General features: G+C 68.9%; 24 protein-coding genes and 1 pseudogene. 17 read left to right on the forward strand and 8 right to left on the reverse strand.

Annotated elements, in window-relative coordinates; genetic code table 11:
- Window positions 1-15 precede the first annotated feature (15 nt).
- The 5 genes from OG440_RS37050 to OG440_RS37070 all read left to right on the forward strand — a co-directional run bounded on the left by OG440_RS37050 (window position 16) and on the right by OG440_RS37070 (window position 3,542).
- Entirely contained in the window at window positions 16-510 is a 495-nt protein-coding gene (locus tag OG440_RS37050; RefSeq protein WP_406011134.1) for a MarR family winged helix-turn-helix transcriptional regulator, read from the forward strand.
- 164 nt (window positions 511-674) lie between these two features.
- Complete coding sequence (locus OG440_RS37055; RefSeq protein ID WP_406011566.1) at window positions 675-1,292, forward strand: DsbA family protein; 618 nt, start codon at window positions 675-677, stop codon at window positions 1,290-1,292.
- 37 nt (window positions 1,293-1,329) lie between these two features.
- Complete coding sequence (locus OG440_RS37060; protein ID WP_406011135.1) at window positions 1,330-2,139, forward strand: MBL fold metallo-hydrolase; 810 nt, start codon at window positions 1,330-1,332, stop codon at window positions 2,137-2,139.
- 1 nt (window position 2,140) lies between these two features.
- Window positions 2,141-2,551, forward strand: a complete 411-nt coding sequence (locus tag OG440_RS37065) for a nuclear transport factor 2 family protein (RefSeq protein WP_406011136.1) — start codon at window positions 2,141-2,143, stop codon at window positions 2,549-2,551.
- Window positions 2,552-2,789: 238 nt separating this feature from the next.
- Window positions 2,790-3,542 (forward strand): endonuclease/exonuclease/phosphatase family protein, encoded by a 753-nt coding sequence (locus OG440_RS37070; protein ID WP_406011567.1) that lies wholly within the window; start codon window positions 2,790-2,792, stop codon window positions 3,540-3,542.
- A 72-nt stretch (window positions 3,543-3,614) separates the two neighbouring features.
- Here the strand turns inward: OG440_RS37070 and OG440_RS37075 are convergent, their stop codons facing one another.
- From OG440_RS37075 to OG440_RS37085, 3 genes and pseudogenes are all read right to left on the reverse strand, one after another.
- The gene (locus tag OG440_RS37075; protein WP_406011581.1) at window positions 3,615-4,952 is read right to left on the reverse strand and encodes a hypothetical protein; all 1,338 of its coding nucleotides are present in this window, start codon (window positions 4,950-4,952) and stop codon (window positions 3,615-3,617) included.
- Between the two features lie 179 nt (window positions 4,953-5,131).
- A pseudogene (locus tag OG440_RS37080) lies at window positions 5,132-5,452 on the reverse strand (VOC family protein); the annotation flags it as partial.
- A gap of 267 nt (window positions 5,453-5,719) precedes the next feature.
- Entirely contained in the window at window positions 5,720-6,214 is a 495-nt protein-coding gene (locus OG440_RS37085; RefSeq protein WP_406011137.1) for a lamin tail domain-containing protein, read from the reverse strand.
- 446 nt (window positions 6,215-6,660) lie between these two features.
- On the opposite strand from OG440_RS37085, the gene OG440_RS37090 reads away from it, so the two are divergent.
- The 5 genes from OG440_RS37090 (at window position 6,661) to OG440_RS37110 (ending at window position 10,054) form a co-directional block, all read left to right on the forward strand.
- Complete coding sequence (locus tag OG440_RS37090) at window positions 6,661-7,428, forward strand: hypothetical protein (RefSeq protein ID WP_406011138.1); 768 nt, start codon at window positions 6,661-6,663, stop codon at window positions 7,426-7,428.
- Window positions 7,429-7,673: 245 nt separating this feature from the next.
- Window positions 7,674-8,036: an ArsR/SmtB family transcription factor gene (locus OG440_RS37095; RefSeq protein ID WP_406011139.1), complete on the forward strand. Its 363-nt coding sequence runs from the start codon at window positions 7,674-7,676 to the stop codon at window positions 8,034-8,036.
- The gene (locus OG440_RS37100) at window positions 8,033-8,590 is read left to right on the forward strand and encodes an SRPBCC family protein (protein ID WP_406011140.1); all 558 of its coding nucleotides are present in this window, start codon (window positions 8,033-8,035) and stop codon (window positions 8,588-8,590) included. The genes OG440_RS37095 and OG440_RS37100 overlap by 4 nt, the downstream gene beginning before the upstream one ends.
- Window positions 8,571-9,125 (forward strand): TIGR03086 family metal-binding protein, encoded by a 555-nt coding sequence (locus OG440_RS37105; RefSeq protein ID WP_406011141.1) that lies wholly within the window; start codon window positions 8,571-8,573, stop codon window positions 9,123-9,125. The genes OG440_RS37100 and OG440_RS37105 overlap by 20 nt, the downstream gene beginning before the upstream one ends.
- Window positions 9,126-9,250: 125 nt before the next feature.
- A complete protein-coding gene (locus OG440_RS37110; RefSeq protein ID WP_406011142.1) occupies window positions 9,251-10,054 on the forward strand; it encodes an SOS response-associated peptidase in 804 nt (267 codons plus the stop codon).
- A 121-nt stretch (window positions 10,055-10,175) separates the two neighbouring features.
- On the opposite strand, the gene OG440_RS37115 is transcribed toward OG440_RS37110, so the two are convergent.
- Window positions 10,176-11,234 carry a type III polyketide synthase gene (locus OG440_RS37115; protein WP_406011143.1) on the reverse strand — a complete coding sequence of 353 codons (1,059 nt, stop codon included), beginning with the start codon at window positions 11,232-11,234 and terminating at the stop codon, window positions 10,176-10,178.
- A gap of 406 nt (window positions 11,235-11,640) precedes the next feature.
- Between OG440_RS37115 and OG440_RS37120 the strand changes: the two genes are divergently transcribed.
- Window positions 11,641-12,024, forward strand: coding sequence for a hypothetical protein (locus OG440_RS37120; protein WP_406011144.1), 384 nt, complete (start codon window positions 11,641-11,643; stop codon window positions 12,022-12,024).
- A gap of 94 nt (window positions 12,025-12,118) precedes the next feature.
- On the opposite strand, the gene OG440_RS37125 is transcribed toward OG440_RS37120, so the two are convergent.
- Entirely contained in the window at window positions 12,119-13,324 is a 1,206-nt protein-coding gene (locus tag OG440_RS37125) for a cytochrome P450 (RefSeq protein WP_406011145.1), read from the reverse strand.
- A gap of 542 nt (window positions 13,325-13,866) precedes the next feature.
- Between OG440_RS37125 and OG440_RS37130 the strand changes: the two genes are divergently transcribed.
- Together OG440_RS37130 and OG440_RS37135 are read left to right on the forward strand one after the other, a co-directional pair.
- Window positions 13,867-14,049: a hypothetical protein gene (locus OG440_RS37130; RefSeq protein WP_406011146.1), complete on the forward strand. Its 183-nt coding sequence runs from the start codon at window positions 13,867-13,869 to the stop codon at window positions 14,047-14,049.
- A complete protein-coding gene (locus OG440_RS37135; protein WP_406011147.1) occupies window positions 14,046-14,816 on the forward strand; it encodes a DUF2637 domain-containing protein in 771 nt (256 codons plus the stop codon). Before OG440_RS37130 ends, OG440_RS37135 begins: the two co-directional genes overlap by 4 nt.
- A 22-nt stretch (window positions 14,817-14,838) precedes the next feature.
- Here OG440_RS37135 and OG440_RS37140 read toward each other — a convergent pair whose 3' ends face one another.
- Entirely contained in the window at window positions 14,839-15,417 is a 579-nt protein-coding gene (locus OG440_RS37140; protein ID WP_406011148.1) for a TetR/AcrR family transcriptional regulator, read from the reverse strand.
- A gap of 90 nt (window positions 15,418-15,507) precedes the next feature.
- Between OG440_RS37140 and OG440_RS37145 the strand changes: the two genes are divergently transcribed.
- Window positions 15,508-15,954 (forward strand): anthrone oxygenase family protein, encoded by a 447-nt coding sequence (locus OG440_RS37145; RefSeq protein ID WP_406011149.1) that lies wholly within the window; start codon window positions 15,508-15,510, stop codon window positions 15,952-15,954.
- 56 nt (window positions 15,955-16,010) lie between these two features.
- The gene (locus OG440_RS37150) at window positions 16,011-16,436 is read left to right on the forward strand and encodes a DUF4267 domain-containing protein (protein WP_406011150.1); all 426 of its coding nucleotides are present in this window, start codon (window positions 16,011-16,013) and stop codon (window positions 16,434-16,436) included.
- Window positions 16,437-16,686: 250 nt separating this feature from the next.
- Here the strand turns inward: OG440_RS37150 and OG440_RS37155 are convergent, their stop codons facing one another.
- Both OG440_RS37155 and OG440_RS37160 read right to left on the reverse strand, forming a co-directional pair.
- Window positions 16,687-17,406, reverse strand: a complete 720-nt coding sequence (locus tag OG440_RS37155) for a hypothetical protein (protein ID WP_406011151.1) — start codon at window positions 17,404-17,406, stop codon at window positions 16,687-16,689.
- Between the two features lie 5 nt (window positions 17,407-17,411).
- Entirely contained in the window at window positions 17,412-17,987 is a 576-nt protein-coding gene (locus OG440_RS37160) for an RNA polymerase sigma factor (RefSeq protein WP_406011568.1), read from the reverse strand.
- A 140-nt stretch (window positions 17,988-18,127) separates the two neighbouring features.
- Between OG440_RS37160 and OG440_RS37165 the strand changes: the two genes are divergently transcribed.
- Together OG440_RS37165 and OG440_RS37170 are read left to right on the forward strand one after the other, a co-directional pair.
- The gene (locus OG440_RS37165; RefSeq protein WP_406011152.1) at window positions 18,128-18,628 is read left to right on the forward strand and encodes a plastocyanin/azurin family copper-binding protein; all 501 of its coding nucleotides are present in this window, start codon (window positions 18,128-18,130) and stop codon (window positions 18,626-18,628) included.
- 3 nt (window positions 18,629-18,631) lie between these two features.
- Window positions 18,632-19,075 carry a hypothetical protein gene (locus tag OG440_RS37170; RefSeq protein WP_406011153.1) on the forward strand — a complete coding sequence of 148 codons (444 nt, stop codon included), beginning with the start codon at window positions 18,632-18,634 and terminating at the stop codon, window positions 19,073-19,075.
- Window positions 19,076-19,140: the final 65 nt, after the last annotated feature.

Raw genomic sequence — 19,140 nt, forward strand, 5'->3', positions numbered from 1 at the left:
GGGGGCGGCGCGGCCGTGGGTGAGGAAGCTGAGATCAGGACGGCGAAGGAGGCCGCCGACCATGACCTCATTCTGGCGTTCGGGCGGCTGCAGGGGGCGGCCAACCGGCTGGAGTACATCCTCGGCCGGGCGCTCGAGAAGGAGTGCGGCATCAGCCATCTGGTCTTCGAGGCCTTGCTGATCCTGGGCCGGGCGGGGGAGCCGGGGCTGTCGATGCGCGCCGTCGCCCAGGAACAGGTTCTGACCACGGGAGGTGCCACCCGGCTGGTCGACCGGATGGAGGCAGCGGGTCTCGTCGAGCGCGCCGAGGATCCCGACGACCGGCGTGGGCGGCTGGTCCGTCTGACCGCGCTGGGTGAGGAGACGGCGGTACGCGCCTCACGGGTCCACGTGGAGAACATCCAGCGGTACTTCGTGCAGCCGCTCCCCGCTGCGGACCGTGCGCGATTCGCGGAGGATCTCCGCATCCTCAGCCATACGGCCCGGGACGTGCTGCCGCGGCTGCCCTGAACTGCCCCTGACCCGCGGTGCGGCGACAGCGCTGATGTCATGACGTGAGTGGCTTCGGTGTGGCGCGCGTCACAGTCAGCCGGAAATATCTGACGAGTCAGTTACTGTTTAGTCAGGTGAATCGCCCGCGGAAGGCGCGGGCCCCCACCCTGCCGAGGTCCCTGATGAAGCTCGTCTACGTTTTCGATGCCTACTGTGGCTGGTCGCACGGATTCTCGGCGACCCTGCGCGAGGTCGTCTCCCGCCACCCCGAACTGCCGGTCGAGGTGGTCTCCGGCGGCCTGTTCACCGGACCCCGTCGGGTGCCGATCCGCGAGTTCGGTCACGTCCAGGGCGCGAACGCCGAAATCGCCGAGCTGACCGGTGCCGCGTTCGGCGAGGGTTATGAGCGGCTGATCGCCGACGGCACGTTCGTGATGGACTCCGAGGCCGCCGCCCGTGGCATCGCGGCCCTGCGCCAAGCGGCCCCCGACCGCGCGGCGGAACTCGCCATCGCCCTTCAGCGCGCCTTCTACGTCGACGGGCGCAGCCTGTCGGACGCGGCCACCTATCGGAAGATCGCGGAGACGGCCCGGCTGGACGCCGACGCCGTGGTCGCCGCCTTCGAAAGCCCCGACGCGCCGTATACCGCGGCGGGCGACTTCCACCGCGCGGCGGAACTGGGCGTCACCGGCTTCCCCACGCTGCTGGTAGTCGACGCGGACTCCGCCACCCCGTTGGCATACGGCCATGCCACCGCCGACGAGATCGACCAGCGACTCGCGGCTCTTCGTACGCCCTGACCCCGCTGTCCTCACCCCACTCGCACAGGAGCCCCATATGAGCACCCTGACCTTCAAGGTCCTCGACCTGGACTTCCCGGCCGGCAGCAAGAACAAGACCGCCACCCTCGTCACCGGCGAGAACGAGGCGCTTCTGGTGGACGCGGGCTTCACCCGCGCCGACGGGCACCGCCTGGCCGCCGAGATCCTCGACTCGGGCAAGACGCCGGCCACCGTCTTCGTCAGCCACGCCGACCCCGACTTCTACTTCGGCGCGGAGATCCTCGCCGACGCCTTCCCGGAAGCGACGTTCGTCGCCACACCGCTCGTCATCGAGCACATCCGGCACTCCTACGAGGGCAAGCTCAAGGCATGGGCCGCGCTCGGCCCGAACCTTCCCACCCGCCTGGTCGACCTCACCCCGCTGACCGGCGACGCCCTGACCCTGGAGGGCCACCGCTTCGAGCTCAAGGGCGGACCGGCCGCGCTGCCCGACCGCCACTACCTGTGGCAGGCGGAGGCCCGCGCCCTGCTCGGCGGCGTCCTGCTCTTCCAGCAGGAGCACGTATGGGTCGCCGACACTCCCACCCCCGGTGACCGCGCCGCCTGGATCGACCTGCTGGACGAGATGGCCGCCCTCCAGCCTGAACTGGTCGTCCCGGGCCACCGACTGCCCGGCACCGCGGCCGACGCGAGTGCCATCTCCGCCACCCGCGAGTACCTCGTCACCTTCGAGGAGGAGCTCGCCAAGGCGACCGACGGCGCCGCGCTGACCGACGCACTCGTCAAGCGCTACCCGGGCAACGGCATGCTGATCGCCGCCCAGATCGGCGCGAAGGTCGCCAAGGGCGAAATGAAGTGGGGCTGACATGACCGAGTTCGCGACCTCCGTCGCCCCCGCCGATGTCGTACGCCGCCAGTACCTCGCCTCCGCGGCAGGCGACCTGGAGGCCCTTCGGGCCACTCTCGCCCCGGACGTGGAGTGGACGGAGATGGCCGGCTTCCCCCTCGCCGGCACCTATCGCACGCCCCACGGCGTCACCACCCACGTGATGGAGAGGCTGGGCGCGGACTGGGACGACTGGACCGCCCACGACGACATCTATGTCGTCGACGGCGAGAACGTCGTCGTCCTCGCCCGCTACAGCGCCGTCAACAAGGCCACCGGCAAGGCGATCGGCGTCCGTGTCGCGCACCACTTCGTGGTGCGTGGTGGTCTGATCGTCCGCTTCGAGCAGTTCGTCGACACCGCGCTCGTACGCGACGCCATGACCGGCTAGACGCGTCGTCCAGTACCCGAGGACAGGGCAGGAGGGGCTCGGGGCTCGTGTCGGCCGCAGACAACAAGGCGCTCGGTCACCGGATCAAGATCCAGTAACGTCCCCTGTCCATCCACGACTTCGGGCCGTCCGGCGAAGGGTCGACAGTACGATCGATGCCGTACGCGGCTCCCCGCACGGCCCGACAGGCCACCGGACGGAAGGCGACAAGTCAGTGAAGGACCTGCGGCTGTTGACCATGAACACGCTCTTCACCGGCGACGTCCTGGCCCGGCTGCGGGCCCTCGGCGCGGCGCTCGAGCGGTCCGACTACGACATCGTGTGCCTGCAGGAGGTCATGTTCCGCCGCAACGCCCGGCTGATCCGCCGTGCCGCTCCCGCGTACCGGCACGTCGCCCACTCGGGCACGGTCCTGCTCAAGGGCGGCCTGGTGCTGCTGTCCCGGTGGCCGATCAGCCGATGGCGGTTCGTGCGCTACCCGATGACGGGCCCGGTGCGCGGCGAATTCCTCATGCGCAAGGGTGCCCAGCTGGCGTCCGTCGCCACCCCGGACGGTGAACTGGTCGTCGTGAACACCCACCTGTCGGCCAACCGGGACGACGACTGGTCTCCCACGAACCGGTACACGCGGATCGCAGATGCCGAACTGGCCCACATCACCGAGCTGATCGCGGCCGTCGGCCCGTCCCTGCCCGTGGCCGTGGTCGGTGACCTGAACGTCCCGCGCGACTCGGCGGCACTCGCCCACTTCATCGCCACGGCGGGCCTGCGCGACATCCTCGCCGACGACACGCGTCCGACCTACCGGCCCACACCGCAATGGCCGTCGCCGCCCGCCTTGGACCACGTACTGATCCGGGCCGCAGCCGGGGAGACGCTGACCGGCAAGGCCGACCTCGTGTTCCAGGACAAGGTGACCCTGGGCGACGGCCGCCAGGTCCATCTCTCCGACCACTACGGCGTGCAGGCCCGGCTGATCCGGTCGAAGTGACACGGCGCCGGACCATCCGATCGGCGCGGTGGGGGAGACCGGTCGCCGAGGCTCGGTCGGGACCGAATCGGGTCACTTCTCGACGATGATCGCGGCCTCGTCGTCGACCGGGTCGGGGTCGTGCCGGACGTGATGGTCACGGATGGCCGCCTCGGTGTCCCTGAGGCTCACCCGTCCGGCTCCCGGTGCGCCGAGGCGCAGGGTGAACTCGTAGGTGCGGGACTTTCCGGGGGCGAGTTCCTCGATGGGGCAGGTATAGGAGGCGAGGTTGTTCTCGCAGTAGGGGCCGTACTCGTCCTCGTCGATCTCCGTCATGGGCTGCTTCAGGACGCCACTGTCGAGAGGCTGCTCGAAGACCAGCTCCGCGGCGGCGCCCGGGTTTCCCGGACCGTTGTTGCGGACGGTGATGCGGAGCTTGCGGGTGTCCCCGGCCTCGCCGTGCAGGGTGACGCCGGTGACCTCGTAGTCGGCGTGGGTGTCGAGGGAAACCGGGGTGGTACCACCGCCGGTTTCGAAGGTGCCCGGTGCCAAGTCGTCCGACCCCGCGCTCACTTGGAGAGCGGAACCGTCACCCGCTGTGCCCCGCGTGCCGTGGCCTCCCGACTGAGGCTCGGTGTCCAGCGGCCACACCTCGGAACCGATGTCGCCGTACATCATCGTGTCCGACGCGCGCAGCCGCAGTCCGGGCCGCAGGACGACGGTCTCGCCGGGCGGGATCACCACGTCGGGGAAACGGCAGACGGCGATGTCGCCGAAGTAGGCGTCCCGGCCGGGGTAACGGCAGCCGCTGTACCGCTCGGCGAACTCCTCGCGCCCCGCCTTGAGTTCGACACCGAGTCCGCGCACCGGCACCTGGCCGGCGTTCCGGACGATCAGCGGCGCGGTGAACGCGGCCCCCGGACGGACGCCCTGGAACGCCTTCGGCACCAGCGCCTGGACGACGGGCTCACCGATCACCACCTTCGTACGCGCGGTGAGCTCCTTGCCGCCCTCCACCCCGTACGTGACCTTCACGAACGCCCAGTCCCCGATCCGGCCGCCCTGCGCGGCGACCGGCGTGAACCGCCGCCCGCCGGCCCCGTTGACCAGGGTGCTCGCGATGTCGCAGGTGACGTGGGCCGGATCAGCGGCCCGGCAGTCCGGACCGGACTCGCGAAGCCGTACGACGTCCTTGGCGCCCTGCTGCACGTCGACCGTGACGTGGTGGTTCTCGTCGCGGGGATACGGCGCCCCGCCGTCGGCCTTGACGGTGAACTCGGGGGGTTCGGAGAAGGCCGACTTCTGGCCGTACGGAGGGACGTAGAACACTTCGGGCATGGTGAGGGAGGTCGGCTCCGGGCTGTCGCACGCGGTGAGGGCGCCGAGCAGGACAAGGGTGCCGGTGAGTGCGACGGCGATCGAACGGTGCAACTGAAGCCCCCTTCAAGGCCCGCAGCGTACCGCCCGACCACAACGACCTGCCGATGGCACCGGCGAACCATGACACCGTGCTGCGGCCCTTCGTGCGCGGACAACACTGCCGACCCGGTGAACCTTCGCGGCCAGAGCGCCGGCCCTTGGATCGGATTGGCTCGGCTCGGCCGTCGCACATGCCGGTCGGGGAACATCAGGCGCCATCCGTGCCCGGTCGCCTCGGTGGCCAGCCGCTCGACCGCGATCTCGTCGTCGACGTGAAACGCCAGGTGGTTCAGCCCCGGCCGGCAGCGGTCGTGCCGGTCGGCGGTGAGGGCGGGGGACTGTTCGAGGACCAGATGGGTCGGCCCGAGCCGCCAGCTGCGGCCGCCGTTCCAGCTCTGGAAACGTGTGTGGCCCAGTGCCTCCAGGAGCCAGCCGAGAGAAGCGACCGCGCGGTCGATGTCCGCCACCCACAGCTCGACGTGATGCAACGTGCCGTTGATCGGTCGGTTCACACCGCCACCGCCTGGGGTCGCTCGACTAGGTTGCCGCGTTCGAATCGGGCGGCTGCACGGATAGTGACGCACAGGATGGGGTCCCCAGAGGCTGTTCTCCGAGAAGGCAACGCCGCCGCCCGGACCCTCGGCCTCACGACAGGCCGTCAGCAGGCGCCGTGGGCCGCAGAAGCCGTCGCCGAACCGCACTCATCCCCGACGCTGCGGGTCGGGCGCACCATACGTCTGCCCTCGCCCCGTAGGGCGAGGGGTGGCGTCGGCGGGAGGTCAGCCGTGGTAGTTGATGTAGCCGTTCCCATCGGTGTCGTTGGCGCGCTTGGTGTAGGAGTGGACGTCCGCCCTGGCGCCGGTGGGCTTGAGCAGGTAGATGGTGTCCTTGTCGTTGTTCCAGATGAAGTTGCAGTTCTGGCGGTAGACGACGTTGCCGGCGTCGGAGTTGGTGCCCTTGCCGCCACGCAGCTTCACGTAGTCGCCCGGCTCGAGTTTGTGGCTGGTGGCGAAGGTGAACTTGTTGCCCGTGGCGTCCTTGACGACGTAGCCCTTGAGGTCGACGGTCGCGGTACGGGAGTAGTTCTTGATCGTCAGGTACTCGTCCTTGGTGTTGCCGCCGGAGCATCGGTTGGAGTCGCTGCCCGGGGCGTCGTACTGGACGCCCTTGACCTTCAGCGCGGACGTGTACTCGGTGGCCTGGGCCGGTCCGGCGGCGATCACGGCGATGGTGCCCGCGGCTGCAGTTGCGGCCAAGGCATGGCGTATACGCATGAGGAGTCCCCCCTCAGTGGTGCGAACAGGGCGTCAGGAGCATAGCGGAGGTGATCAATAGGTGTGCGTGATGTGTCCATCTTGTGAAGGTCACGTCCGAGCCGGGTGCCTCTCACCGCACGGGACGGCATCGCCAGTCGCTCGGGGCCACCGTCACCGCGAAACCCGATACTGCTCGCGCCCGCATCGACGTATACCGCCGGGTGAGGATCCTCGGCGCAGGTTTGGCGAAGATCGAAGCCAGGAATCGCTAGGGGACCGGCAATCGGCCCGCCCCAGAAGTCCCCATCGGCACCGCTACGTACCAGGCGTCCGACTGTCGCGCACCCTCGGGCCGCATCTTCGGGAGGACAACTGTGGTCGATCTCGGCTTCGTGGGCCCCAGCCGGCCCGCCAACGACTATCGCCTTTTGAGCGTCACGGACGGAGACACCCCAAATATCGCCATGGCCGTCCGCATGGTGTCCATCGACACCCCCGAGAGCCACTATGGCGGCGCCCCGGCCACCGCGCAGGCCGCGCTGGAACGCACCAGGACGCGACTCCTGGACGGTACCTACGACGCGCTCCCGCAGGACCTGCGGGACTACCTCGTCTCCCGGATCACTCCCGACGCCGCGCAACGACATCAGGCCGCCGGTCAAGCGGCAGCCGAAGCCCACACGGCCATGGTGGCCGATCGGCTGAACCGCCCCGACGGATCCCAGCGCAAGATGGCCGTGATCGCCACCGGCGAGCTCGTCGAGGGCAACGGACGACTTTTGGCCTACACCGCCCCCTGGTTCACCGGCAGTGCCTCCGATCCGCTGCCACCACGCGACGATCCCCGCCGGCGCACGTTCAATCTGGACATGGTGGCGCTCGGCTGGGCGGCCACTTTCCTCATCTACCCGTCCATCCCGCCCGCCCGTGACCTCGATCTGCTGCTGGAGGACGCCGAGGCCGCCTGGACGCAACAGCTCGGCGCCTGGAACGAGTTCGGAAAGGACCTGCTGCTGGGATACGAGTACCGGGCCTGCATCAAGCTCGGTGTCAGGGAACCGGCCGATCCCGCCGAGGCGATCGGCCAGGCCTATCAACGCGTGTGCGTGGACCTTCGGACGCTGACCGAGGTCGGCCTGTACGGCTACCACCACGTGCCTCCACAGCACCGCCTGTGGATCTGGGCCACCGACCTGGAACAGGCGCGGACGGACCTGCCCATCAGCCCCTGAGCCGACCTGGCCCCCAGAGCCCCGGTTCCCCGGCCGCGTCGCAGACTCGCACCGCTGCAGGGCCGTGCCGCGGGACAGATCTGGCATGCCGAGGTCGTCGTGGCTGTCACGCCCTCCGCCCGGGTGTGGGCCGCGGAGGCCGTAGCCGCCCGCTCCGTCGATCCCTATTCAACCAATCGGTTGACAACGGCATGAGCTCGGTCGTAGGGTTATTCAACCGATTGGTTGAAGATGCGAGGTGCGAGGTGGCCGACGACCGGCTGTCCCGGGTGTTCTCCGCTCTGGCCGACCCGACCCGGCGCGACATCGTGGCCAGACTGGCCTCCGGCGATGCCACGGTCAACGAACTGGCCGAGCCGTACGACGTGACCGTGCAGGCCGTGTCCAAGCACATCAAGGTCCTGGAGGACGCCGGTCTGATCAGTCGAAGCAAGGACGCTCAGCGGCGGCCCTGCCGCCTCGAGGGCGAGGTCTTCGACCTGATGACGAAGTGGATCGAACGGTACCGGCGCGAGGCGGAGGACCGATTCCGTCAGCTCGATGGCGTCCTCGAGCAGATGGAGGAACAGCCGGCGGCGGGCACCCCGACGAAGGAGGCGGCATCATGAGCACCACGAAGGCGAACCGCCGGCATGAGACGCAGATCGTGGCCGACCCGGCTCTCCCCACCATCCTCATCATCCGGGAGTTCGACGCTCCGCCGGATCGTGTGTTCCGTGCCTACACCGACCCTGAACTCGTCATCCAGTGGCTCGGCCCGCGTCGACTCACCATGCGGATCGACGAGTACGACACGCGCAGCGGTGGGTCGTACCGCTATGTGCATCGCGAGGACGACGGGACGGAGTACGGCTTCCGCGGCGTGTTCCACGAGGTACGTCTCGACGAGCGCATCGTGCAGACCTTCGCCTTCGACGGCTTCCCGGACGGCGTCAGCCTGGAGACGACCGTCTTCGAGGACCTCGGCGGTCGCACCCGGGTCACCACCACATCCCTCATGGACTCCGTCGAAGCCCGTGACTCGATGATCAAAAGCGGCATGCAACGCGGCGTCCGGGAAGGCCACGAGCGGCTCGACGAGCTGCTCGTGGCCGCCCGAGCGGCGGCACCGACCGACGTACCGAGAGAGAAGGCTTCAGATCATGACAAGCGCAACCGATGAGCACCGCACCGTAGCGGGGGTATTCACCGACCGCGTGCGCGGAGTGCGTCCGGGGGCATGGGACAACCCGGCGCCGTGCGAGGGGTGGGTCGCCCGGGATGTGGTGCGCCACCTCGTCGAGTGGTTCCCGAGCTTCCTGAAAGCCGGCGCCGGAGTCGAACTGCCGAAGGGGCCGTCGGTGGACGACGACCCGGTGGCGGCCTGGACGGTGCACAGCGACGGGGTGCAGGCACTCCTCGACGATTCGGCCACGGCGCGCAGGACGCTGTCGAACCCGCACATCGGAGAGCTTCCGCTGGACCAGGCGGTCGACCGGTTCTACACCGCCGACGTCTTCATGCACACCTGGGACCTGGCGCGAGCCACCGGCCAGGAGGAGCGCCTCGACCCGGACAGGTGCGCCCGGTTGCTCGACGGGATGCTGCCGCTCGACGAGGTGCTCCGCAAGAGCGGGCAGTACGGGCCACGGGTCGAGGTACCCGAAAGCGCCGAAGTACAGACTCGCCTGCTCGCCTTCATCGGTCGTAGGCCCTGAACGTGTCGACTCGGTGACGCTGCGACGCTGTGACGGTGTGAGCAGTGGAGAGAGACGCAGACACAGCTTCCGAGCGGACCGAATGGTCGGTGACGACCCCTGGGCATGAATGGCACAGTGGCGGCATGTGCGGCCGCTACGTATCCACTCGCAGTCCTCAGGATCTCGCCCCCCTCTTCCACGTCTCCGACCCGCCCCCCGCGGAGACGCTCGCACCGAGCTGGAACGTCGCCCCCACCGACAACGTGTGGGCCGTCCTCGAGCGAGCGCCTCGCGACCGCGACGACAGCGCGGAAGTCTCACGGGAGTTGCGGGCGTTGCGCTGGGGGTTGGTGCCGTCCTGGGCCAAGGACGTGAAGATCGGCTCCCGGATGATCAACGCACGGGTGGAGACCGTGCACGAGAAGCCCGCCTTCCGTCGCGCGTTCACCCGCCGCCGCTGTCTGCTGCCCGCCGACGGCTTCTACGAGTGGGAACAGGTCAAGGACCCCGACACCGGGAAGACCCGCAAGCAGCCGTACTTCATCCACTCCGAGGACGACCAGGTGCTGGCCCTCGCCGGACTGTACGAATACTGGCGCGACCCGGCCGTCGAACACGACGACGACCCGGACGCCTGGCTGATGACCTGCACCATCATCACCACCCGAGCCACCGACGCGGCGGGCCGCGTCCACCCCCGCATGCCGCTCGCCCTCACCCCCGACCACTACGACACATGGCTCGACCCCACCCACCGGAATCCCGACGAACTGCGCGCCCTCCTCGAACAGCCCGCAGGCGGCCACCTCGACGCGCGGCCCGTCTCCACGATGGTCAACAGCGTCCGCAACAACAGCTCTCGCCTCGTCGACGAGGTCGCCGTCCAGGACAGCCGGGCGCCGTTGCGGCGCCCGGTCCGACCATCGTTGCCTCAAAACCCTACCTGACGATGAGGAGTTGACCCCACCCGCCGGCGTTTCGACGCGACCCTGGTGGGTCGGTGCCGATACCCACGACGTGCGCGGAAAACCGACCCGATCCTCATCGTCGACACGGCACGGTGACGCGTCAGGATTCGGACTCCGAGGTCCAGGTGCCCAGGGCGATCTCGGCGGTGATGCCGGGTCCGAAGCCGGCCATCAGGCCCCGGTGGCCATGCAGGGCCGATGCTTCGTCGAACATGCGGGCCAAGGCGTCGAGTACCACCGCGCTGGCTATGTTTCCGTATTCGGTGAGCGTGGCGCGGCTGAAGCGGAACGCCTCGGGGGGCACGTCGAGGAAGAGGCTCAGGTCGTCCAGGATGCGCGGACCGCCCGCGTGGATGATGTAGAAGTCCATCTTGCCGGCGTTCCAATGGTGCTGTTCCGCGACGGCCTGCAGCGTCGGCGCGAGGGGCTCCATGGTCCCGGGCACGCGCTTGTCGAGCTGGAAGTGGAAACCTGTGGACCGGACCGCGTAGGAGATCCAGTCCTCGGTCCGCGGGATGATGTACGAGCCGTTGCGTTCCAGGCGGACTCCGGTGCCCCCGTTGCCCCGGACCACGGCCGCGGCGATTCCGTCGCCGAACAGCCCGTTGGACAGCAGCGATCCCACGCCCAGATCGGTGGGCTGATAACACAGCGAGCAGAACTCGCAGGCGACGACGAGTACGTTGGCGTCCGGGTAGGCCGTGCAGAAGTCGTGTGCCCGGTTGATGGCCGCGCCGCCTGCCGCGCAGCCGAGTTGGGCGATCGGCAGCTGCCGTGTCTCCGGCCGGAAGCCCATTTCGCCGATGAGCCATGCGGTCGGCGGGGGCATCATGAAGCCGGTGCAGGAGACGTAGACGATCATGTCGATCTGCCGCGGCTCCAGTTCCGCATGGTCGAGCGCCCGCCGCACCACCGCCGGAACGCGGGCCTTGGTGTGCGCCTCGTAGGCGCTGCTGCGGGCGTCGAAGCCGGGATGCTGCAGCACCTCCTCGATCGGCTGGATCAGATGCCGCTTCTGTACCCCGGTGTGCTCGATCAGGCGGAGGACCAGATCGAGCTGCGGATGGTCGCCGTGCAACCGTTGCGCCAGCTCGAGGGTTTCCTCGTTGGTGATGACGTACTCGGGCACCTGGATTGCAGGCTTGCAGAGAACCGCCATGGAAGGCCTCCCGCGGACGTGGTCCACACAGCCGCGCCCTGGCCGGATGACGCTGTTCGTCTTTCGGCGGCAGCCAGCCGGATCCGTCCGCGCGGAAACGCTGCGAACAGACCTGCGGTGGGCTCCGGCGCCGATTTCGATATGCCTGGCAGGGCGCGGTCGGGGCAGATGTCGAAGAATTGACTTCTCCCCGTTCGGGCGGAAAGTGATCCGCCACGGCTTGATCAGCCGTCCGACTCACGCTACGACGGGAGCGTGATCGTCGCACGTCGAGCGAGGAGCAACGGGATGCCCCGGATCAGTGCGGGCCGCCGCCCGGCCGACGCCTCGGTGACGCTTGATTTCGAAAGCACTTGAGCTGTGTTCCAAGGGCCGGCCTGTTGACCGCAAAACCAAGCAGTTCGGGTTGCGTGGAGCAACACCTCATGGAGCAGCGAACATCCCCGTCCCGTCCGGCGAGGCACTGCTCGGCGACGGCTATCTCGTACGCCATGACACCTCGGCCGGGGCGCTCCTGCTCACCGCCTTCGCCGACGGCACGGCCGCCACCCGGAAGATAGGCGACCTCGCGGCGGGCGACGCCGACCTGCGCGGAGTGACCTGGACGGTGGACAAGTTCGGCGGACCCGCCGCCTACGTCGACGCAGCCGGCCGCATCCACCTGGTGCCGAGCGGGGCCGCCACCCAGCCGCTCGGAGCCATCGAGTCCGACGCGGGGCCCGGTCCGGCGGCAACGGGACTGCGCCCCGACGCGGGGTCCGGCGGGGGGGCAGGCCAGGGCTGGGCGTAGTGGTGCGGGCAGCAGCCACCCAACGGATGGCCACCCAGCGGATTCCGAGGCAGGCCTCAGAGCTGTGGACTCGCCGCGTCGCAGAGGGCCGCGGTCACCAGGTGACGGGCAGCGCGAGCGGATAGCGCCAGATCGACGTCTTGTTCCAGCGCACTTCGTCGGCCGGCTTCGCGAGCTTCAGGTCCGGGAAGCGCTCCAGAAGGGTTCCGAGTGCGACCTGCAATTCTGTGGTGGCGAGGGGAGCGCCGAGACAGTGATGGCCACCCCAGCCGAAGGTCATGTGAGACGGACCAGTGCGTTCCAGATCCAGCACGTCGGGACGGTCGAACTTCCGGCCGTCACGGTTGGCCGTCAGATAGGAGACGTGGACGATGTCCCCGGCGCGGATCTTCACCCCGCTCAGCTCCACGTCTTCGGTGGCGACGCGGGGGATGCCGACGCCTTTCCGGAAGGGGATGAAGCGCAACAGTTCCTCGATGGCCTGCGGGAGCTTCGACGGGTCGGAGCGCAGCATGGCGAGCTCTTCGGGGCGGGTGAGCAGGGCGTAGGCGATGTTCCCGATCTGGTAGGTGGTGGTGTCCTGGCCGGTGATGAGCAGGACCATGGCCATGACTGCCAATTCCTGATCGTTGAGAATCTCATCCCCGTCACGCGCCGTGGCCAGAACGCTGATCAGGTCCTCGCCGGGGTTCTCGCGACGGTCTGCCGTCAACTTCTCGAAGTAGGCACGCAGATCGGCCTTGGCCTGTACGGCGTTGCTGCGGTTGTCGATGCCGGTGTCCATCATGGTCCGGGCGTGGGAGCGCAGTCGGGCCCGGTCGGCCTCGGGGATGTTGAGGACCTCGCAGATGGTGGCCAGGGGGAGGGGGTCCGCCAAGTGCTCGGTGAGATCCGCGGGAGAACCGTGCTCTTCCATCCGGTCCAGCAACTCGTCCACGACATGCTGGGTGCGGACGCGCATGCGTTCCATGTGACGGGGCGCGAAGCCCTTGGAGACCAGGCTGCGCAGGCGGCTGCTACCCGGTGGGTCCATCACGTTGATCGCCTCGTCCTGAACGATGGGTTCAGGCGTCATGCGCGGAAAATTACGGCCGATGACGGCGCTTCGGCTGAAACGCCGATCGGTGGTCACCGTGCGCACATCGTCGTAGCCTGTGACGAGCCAGGCCTCGCCGTCGCCGTGGGGCAGCCGGATGCGGGAGACGGGCTCTTCGGTCATCAAGTGCTTGAGCAGAGGGTCGAACTCGAGCGCCTCGGCATAGTCGAACGGACAGTTTCTCGGGACGGCGACTGGTTCCACGCGAGGCTCCCGACGGGGGGTCTGATGAGTAGGGCGAAGATGCCCGGGGGCCGGACAGGACATGGGTGCCCGATCACCCACAGAGACACTCACCCCTCCGGCCAATCGGCCTAGAGGCGTCCGAGTGGATCTGAGGGCGCCGGCTGTGGCGCGGTTTCGTTCCGGCACGGAGCCGGCGGCAGCCGTACTCGGTCCAGATCGGTGGACGCTGTCGTGTCCGGATCAAAAAGGCCACCGAGATACTCATCCTTTTCTACCGGCGGTGAATTCTGTCAGCATTCGGTAAAATCCGGGGAAAACCCGCTCGGCTCATTAAGCGCAAAGTGGGATACGTAGGACTTGATCAAGGAAATGTCACCTGTATCGGGGTCACGGTCACTCATCTTGCCGCGCCTCCGGAGGAGGCGGAGTGGCGTTAGCGGGATATGACGAAAGCAACGTCCCACGGACTTCCTCAACGCAACGCGAGGACGGATAATCTGCCTGCGCCCCCTGATCTGACAGTGGGGAAATGCGCTTGGCCGTCTGGTGCGACGCGCTCGGTGCTTGTCGAACAGGGGGCCGCGACCGGAGGCGGCACGTGGGCCGACTACCGGATGACCGAGCCGCTGCTACGCGATTTCCTCGGGCTGCTGGAGGCGATGCAGGAGGAGCTCAATTCTCGGTGGGACGGCCAGGAAAACCCGGGCCGTCACGAGGCGGTGCGTGGCGGAACAACGCCATGAATCATGACTATGTGAATCCGTCGTTCGCGCAGCACGAGTATTACTCCGACGCGTATTCCTATGGGACAAGGACCGGCTGGAACGGGGTGCCTGACGACAGTGTCCACGCAGAGGTACCCCTGACCGCAGCCGACACGGGCTGGGACCCGGTCGAGGAACTCGCCTATCTTCTGCAAGAGACTGTTCCGGCAGAACAGCCGGTCAGGGTGCCACCGCTTCGCAGCGAGCCGACGTCCGGCGTCGACTTCACCGACCAGGTGAAGAACCTGGCTCAGATCGGCGCTCAGTTACCGCCCACCCGAGGTTCCTCCGCCGGGCATCGCAAGATGCAGGTCCGAAAAGCCCGGCTCAAATGGTTGCAGACCGGCAGCGTCGCGCTCGTCGCGCTCGTCGCCGTCATCGTGGCGATGGTCAGCGTTTTCGGAGGCATGGTGGCCTACAAGCCGCTGCAGAACATCACGTCCGGAACGGGTGTCGGCATCACCCCGACGTGGCCTCTTCTCGTCTACGGCCCCTGGATGGTGGCGTCTCTCTCCATCCTGCGCACTGCCCTGCATCAACGCCGAGCCGTGCACTCGTGGTTCATCGTTCTCCTCTTCTCCTCCGTCGCGGTCATGCTGTGCGTAGCGCAGGCGGACAAGACCTTCACCGGCATCGCCGGCGCCGCCCTGCCTGCCCTCGCCTCCCTCGCGTGCTTCCAACAGCTCGTCCGGCAGATCACACTGACCTTGCCACCGCGACAGGCCAAGCGCCGCCACCGGCAGTAGGCGGACCGCGCGGGAGGGTGCGTCAGACCATGGCGAGCCGGTCCACCAGCAGCCCCACCCTCAGCTCGGTGTGCTCGGGCGGCAGCCGTCCCGACCGGGTCAGCGTCGCCACCCCGTGCAGCGACGCCCAGAACACCTCGGTGAACAGCCCCGGGTCGACGCCGCCCCCGGCGACCTCGCCGAGGCACTCCAGCAACGCGGCGAAAGCGTCCTTGAGAGGTTCCGGGGTGTCCTCCTGTGCGTACGCCAGACCGCCGTCGAGCTGGAAGATGGCGTCGTAGACCGCCGGGTTGCGTGCGGCGAAGTCGAGGTACGCGCGCGCGAGCGCGGCGACGCGCTCGCGCGAGCCGTCCACGGCGGCGGTCGCGGCGCGTACCGCCGCGGCCATCTCCGTGGCGCCCTGGAGGGCGACGGCGCCGATGATCTCGCGCTTGCCGCGGAAATGGCTGTAGAGGACGGGCTGGCTGTACTCGATGCGCTCGGCGAGCCGGCGGGTGGTCACCGCGTCCCAGCCCTGCTGCTCGGCGAGTTCACGGGCCGTCGCCACGATGAGCCGCTCACGCTCCGCCCGCTCGCGTTCCTTGCGTTCCTGTACCGACATGGTGGAATCCTAGCACCGCTAGACAATCGAGCGGCAGTAGTACTAGCGTTGCCTCATCGGCTAGCGGTGCTAGTTCCCAGGAGGGGCATCATGCTCAACGCGCTTCAGATCGTCACCACCGTGATCGTCGGCGTGATGGTGGGGGTGGAGTTCTCCGTCGCCTTCGTCATCAACCCGATCCTCAACGCCCTCCCGGAGGACAGCGCCCAACTCGGCCACGCCCACGGGGGTCGGATGCTCGGCGCCGTGATGCCGGTCTGGTACGTCGGCTCACTCGTCCTCGTCGCGGTCTGGGCCACCGTCGGACGGCACCACGACGGCGCCGGACTCGTCGTCATCGCCGGCGCCCTTCTCCTGCTCAGCGTGGCGATGTCGATCCTGCTGCTCGTCCCGATCAACAACCGGAACAAGACGTGGACCCCCGAGAACCGACCCGAGGACTGGAAGCGGCAACTGAAGCGCTGGGAGCGCCTCCACTACGTCCGCGTCGCCGTCATCATCGCCGCCTTCGCCCTGCTGGCCACCGCCCTCACCTGAGCCCACGGCCTCACCCGCCGCGTTCTCACCCGCAGCCACTCGCAAGGAGCAGATGAATGTCGCTGAAGAAGATCAACACTGTCCTGGCCGCCGCCTTCATCCTCTTCATCCTCTGGTTCGGAACGGAGTTCATCCTGAGCCCGGAGACGACGGCGCCGGGCTTCGGCCTGCCGAGCCGGCCGTCCGGCGACGGCGACGGCTTCCTGGTCATCAAGGGCATCCGCGACGTCGTCTTAGCCCTGGTCCTGGGCATCCTGCTGGTGACGGGTCACCGCCGGGCGCTGGGCTGGGCGCTGCTGGTGGAGTCCCTCGCCGCCTACGGCGACATGACCACCGTGCTGGCCCGGCACGGCTCCGTGGCCACCGCGCTCGGCGTCCACGGCCTGACCGCGACGCTGATGGTGGTCAACGGCCTGCTGATGATGCACGAGACCCGCCAGGTCGCGGCCGTCCCGGCGGCCCCCGCCCCGCAGCCGGCCTGATCCCATCGGTCCAAGGTGGCCCGGACCCCGGCCGGGCCACCTTGGCGCGTGCCGGTATACGCGTGTCGGTGCCAGCCGGGAAAGGCCGGGCCGACTCTTCTTCCAGTGGCGACGACCTGACGGTGGAGGCGGCCTGCCACACGGCAGCGGCCACGGCCGCTGAACTCGGCATCTGCCCCTGGCCTCCCCGCGAGTGCCGCCGATGCCACCGGAGGTCCTCGTCGGCCGAGCGGCGCACAAGCCGGTGGTGTTATGTGCCGACCGAGAAATGTGCCGTGGCGACGACGGTCCCGTCCGGGGACATCAGGCGGGCGCCGGTCACGGTGGCGGGATCGACCTCGGCCGGTGCGCCCCAGTATCCGTAGCCGTCCTTGAGCGGGAACGAGCCCGCCGGGACCGCGGACCCGTCGGCCTGCACGAGCAGACATCGCACCGAGTCCCGGCCGGACCCGCCGAGGTCGACGGACATGTACACCCAGCCCTGGCCGTCGGAGTGGGCGAAGATGCGGCCCACCTCATGGCCGTCGGCGATCAGGGCCGCCTCTCGCAGACCGCCGTCCGTCCGCTGCGAGACCGCCGTAGGCGCGCCCACGACTGCCGTGCCGATCGCCCATCCACCGAAACCGCAGGCCAGGGTCGCGGTCACCGCGGCCGCCGCCAGCCGCAGCCGGTGCCGACGCCCCTGCCACCGCCGCTGCTCCAGCCGGTTCCGCTGCCGCTGCCACACCCGACGGCGCTTCGGCGCGGGCTCCGTGCCCAGTGCCCGTGCCACCCGGCTCTCGAAGCCGACGGGCGGCTCGGCGTCCGGCAGCAGCGCGAGCAGGCCGTCGCCGACCGACGTCAGCCGCTCGACGCGCTCACGGCACTCCGGGCAACCGTCCAGATGGACGACGGCCTCGGCCCGCTCCCGGGCCGGCAGGACCCCGAGCGCCAGTTCGGCGTCCAGCGTCCGCAGGCGCTCGCAATCCATGCCGTTCACCGCTCCTCCTCCGGCTCCAGCAGGGCCCGTACCTTGAGCGTCCCGGTGCGGATACGGGTCTTCGCCGTGCCCAGCGGAACGTGTTCAGCCTCCGCGACCTCCCGCGCCGTCATGCCGTAGATCCCGGCCATCACCAGGGCCCGCGCCTGCTCCCGGGGCAGCTCCGCGACCGCTCGCCGGACCCGCTGCGCGCTGTCGTCGGCGAGCGCCCGCCGCTCGGGTGTCTCGGTCACGATGCCGAGCAGCGCGTCGAGGTCCGCCGGGGCGACCGGGTTCGCGCGCCGGGCCCGTGCCGTGTCGACGGCCAGGTTGTGCGCGATGGTCGTCAGCCACGCCCGTACCGAGCCACGCCGGGGGTCGTACACCTGTGCGTGCCGCCAGGCCCGCTCGAAGGCCTGCTGGGCGACGTCCTCGGCGAGCTGGGGGTCGCCGAGGACGGCGACGGCCACGCCGAAGACGACTCCCTGGAATCGGCGCACGAACGCGACGACGAGCTCGGGATCGCCCGTCGCCAGACCGGTGAGGAGTGCCTCGTCCGGCACTCGCCCGCGAGACAGGCTCATGCGCCACATACCAGGGATACGGTTCATCGCCCGGAATGTATTGCATTGCCCTGAACTATTTACGTCTCTGTGATCCGGTCGGCCGCAATCCCTTCGCCCGGCGGCGCCGTACCCCTTGCAGGGGGACGGACGTTCCGGAGGACCGAATCATGACCATCCCGCGCACCCGTAATCGTGTACTCCTCGGCGTCGCCGCCGGCGGTCTGACCGCCCTGCTCGCCGCCTGTGGAAGCAGCGGCAACGGCGGCAGCGACACCGGCACCACCCTGACCCCGGCCCCGGCGAAGGCCGGTACCTCGGCGACCCAGGTCACGGCGGCGCTCACCGACTTCCACATCCAGCTCTCGACGCAGAAGTACCGGCCCGGCGCGTACACCTTCACCGCGACGAACATGGGCCACCACCAACACGCCCTGGAGCTCGTGGGACCTGGTGGCAGCGACCGCAGCAAGACGCTGGATCCCGGACAGTCCACGGCCCTCACGCTGACGCTGAAGTCCGGCACGTACCAGGTCTTCTGCCCGATCGGCGGTCACAAGGACCTCGGCATGGACACGAAGATCACCGTTGGCGGAACCCCGGCACCGTCGAGCGGCAGCAGCAACACCACCACCGACCCCGACACCACGTCTCCAGGCAATGGGTACTGAGCGATGACCACCGACGGAATGACCTCGAGGTTCGTCCTGCGCGTGGCCGGTGCGGGTCTGACGGCGGCGATGGCCGTCATCCATCTGCGTCTGTGGGCCGAGGGCTATCGGAATCTCACCACCATCGGGCCGCTTTTCCTGCTCAACGGTGTCGTCGGCATCCTGCTCACCGTGGCGTTGCTGGTCACGCCCACGCGCCGGCTGGGACCGGTCGCCGCCGGCACCGCGCTGTTCACGGCGGGCACGCTGGGTGCGCTGGTGCTGAGCCTCACCACGGGCCTGTTCGGCTTCTACGAGTCCCTCGACGCCGACCTCGTCCGCCCCACCCTGTACGTCGAGACGGCGGGAGTCGTCATCCTGACCGCCCTGGCGATGATCGCCATCGGGCACCGCCCGCACCGCCCGGACTCCGACCGGCGTGGATCGAGGGACCTGCAACGCTCCTGAACCCGCAGAGGAAACGGCGAAGGTCGACGCGCCCGGCCCCGACGAGGTCGGACGTGTCGAGCTCG

The organism is Streptomyces sp. NBC_00637, from assembly GCF_045161545.1.
Lineage (GTDB): Bacteria > Actinomycetota > Actinomycetes > Streptomycetales > Streptomycetaceae > Streptomyces.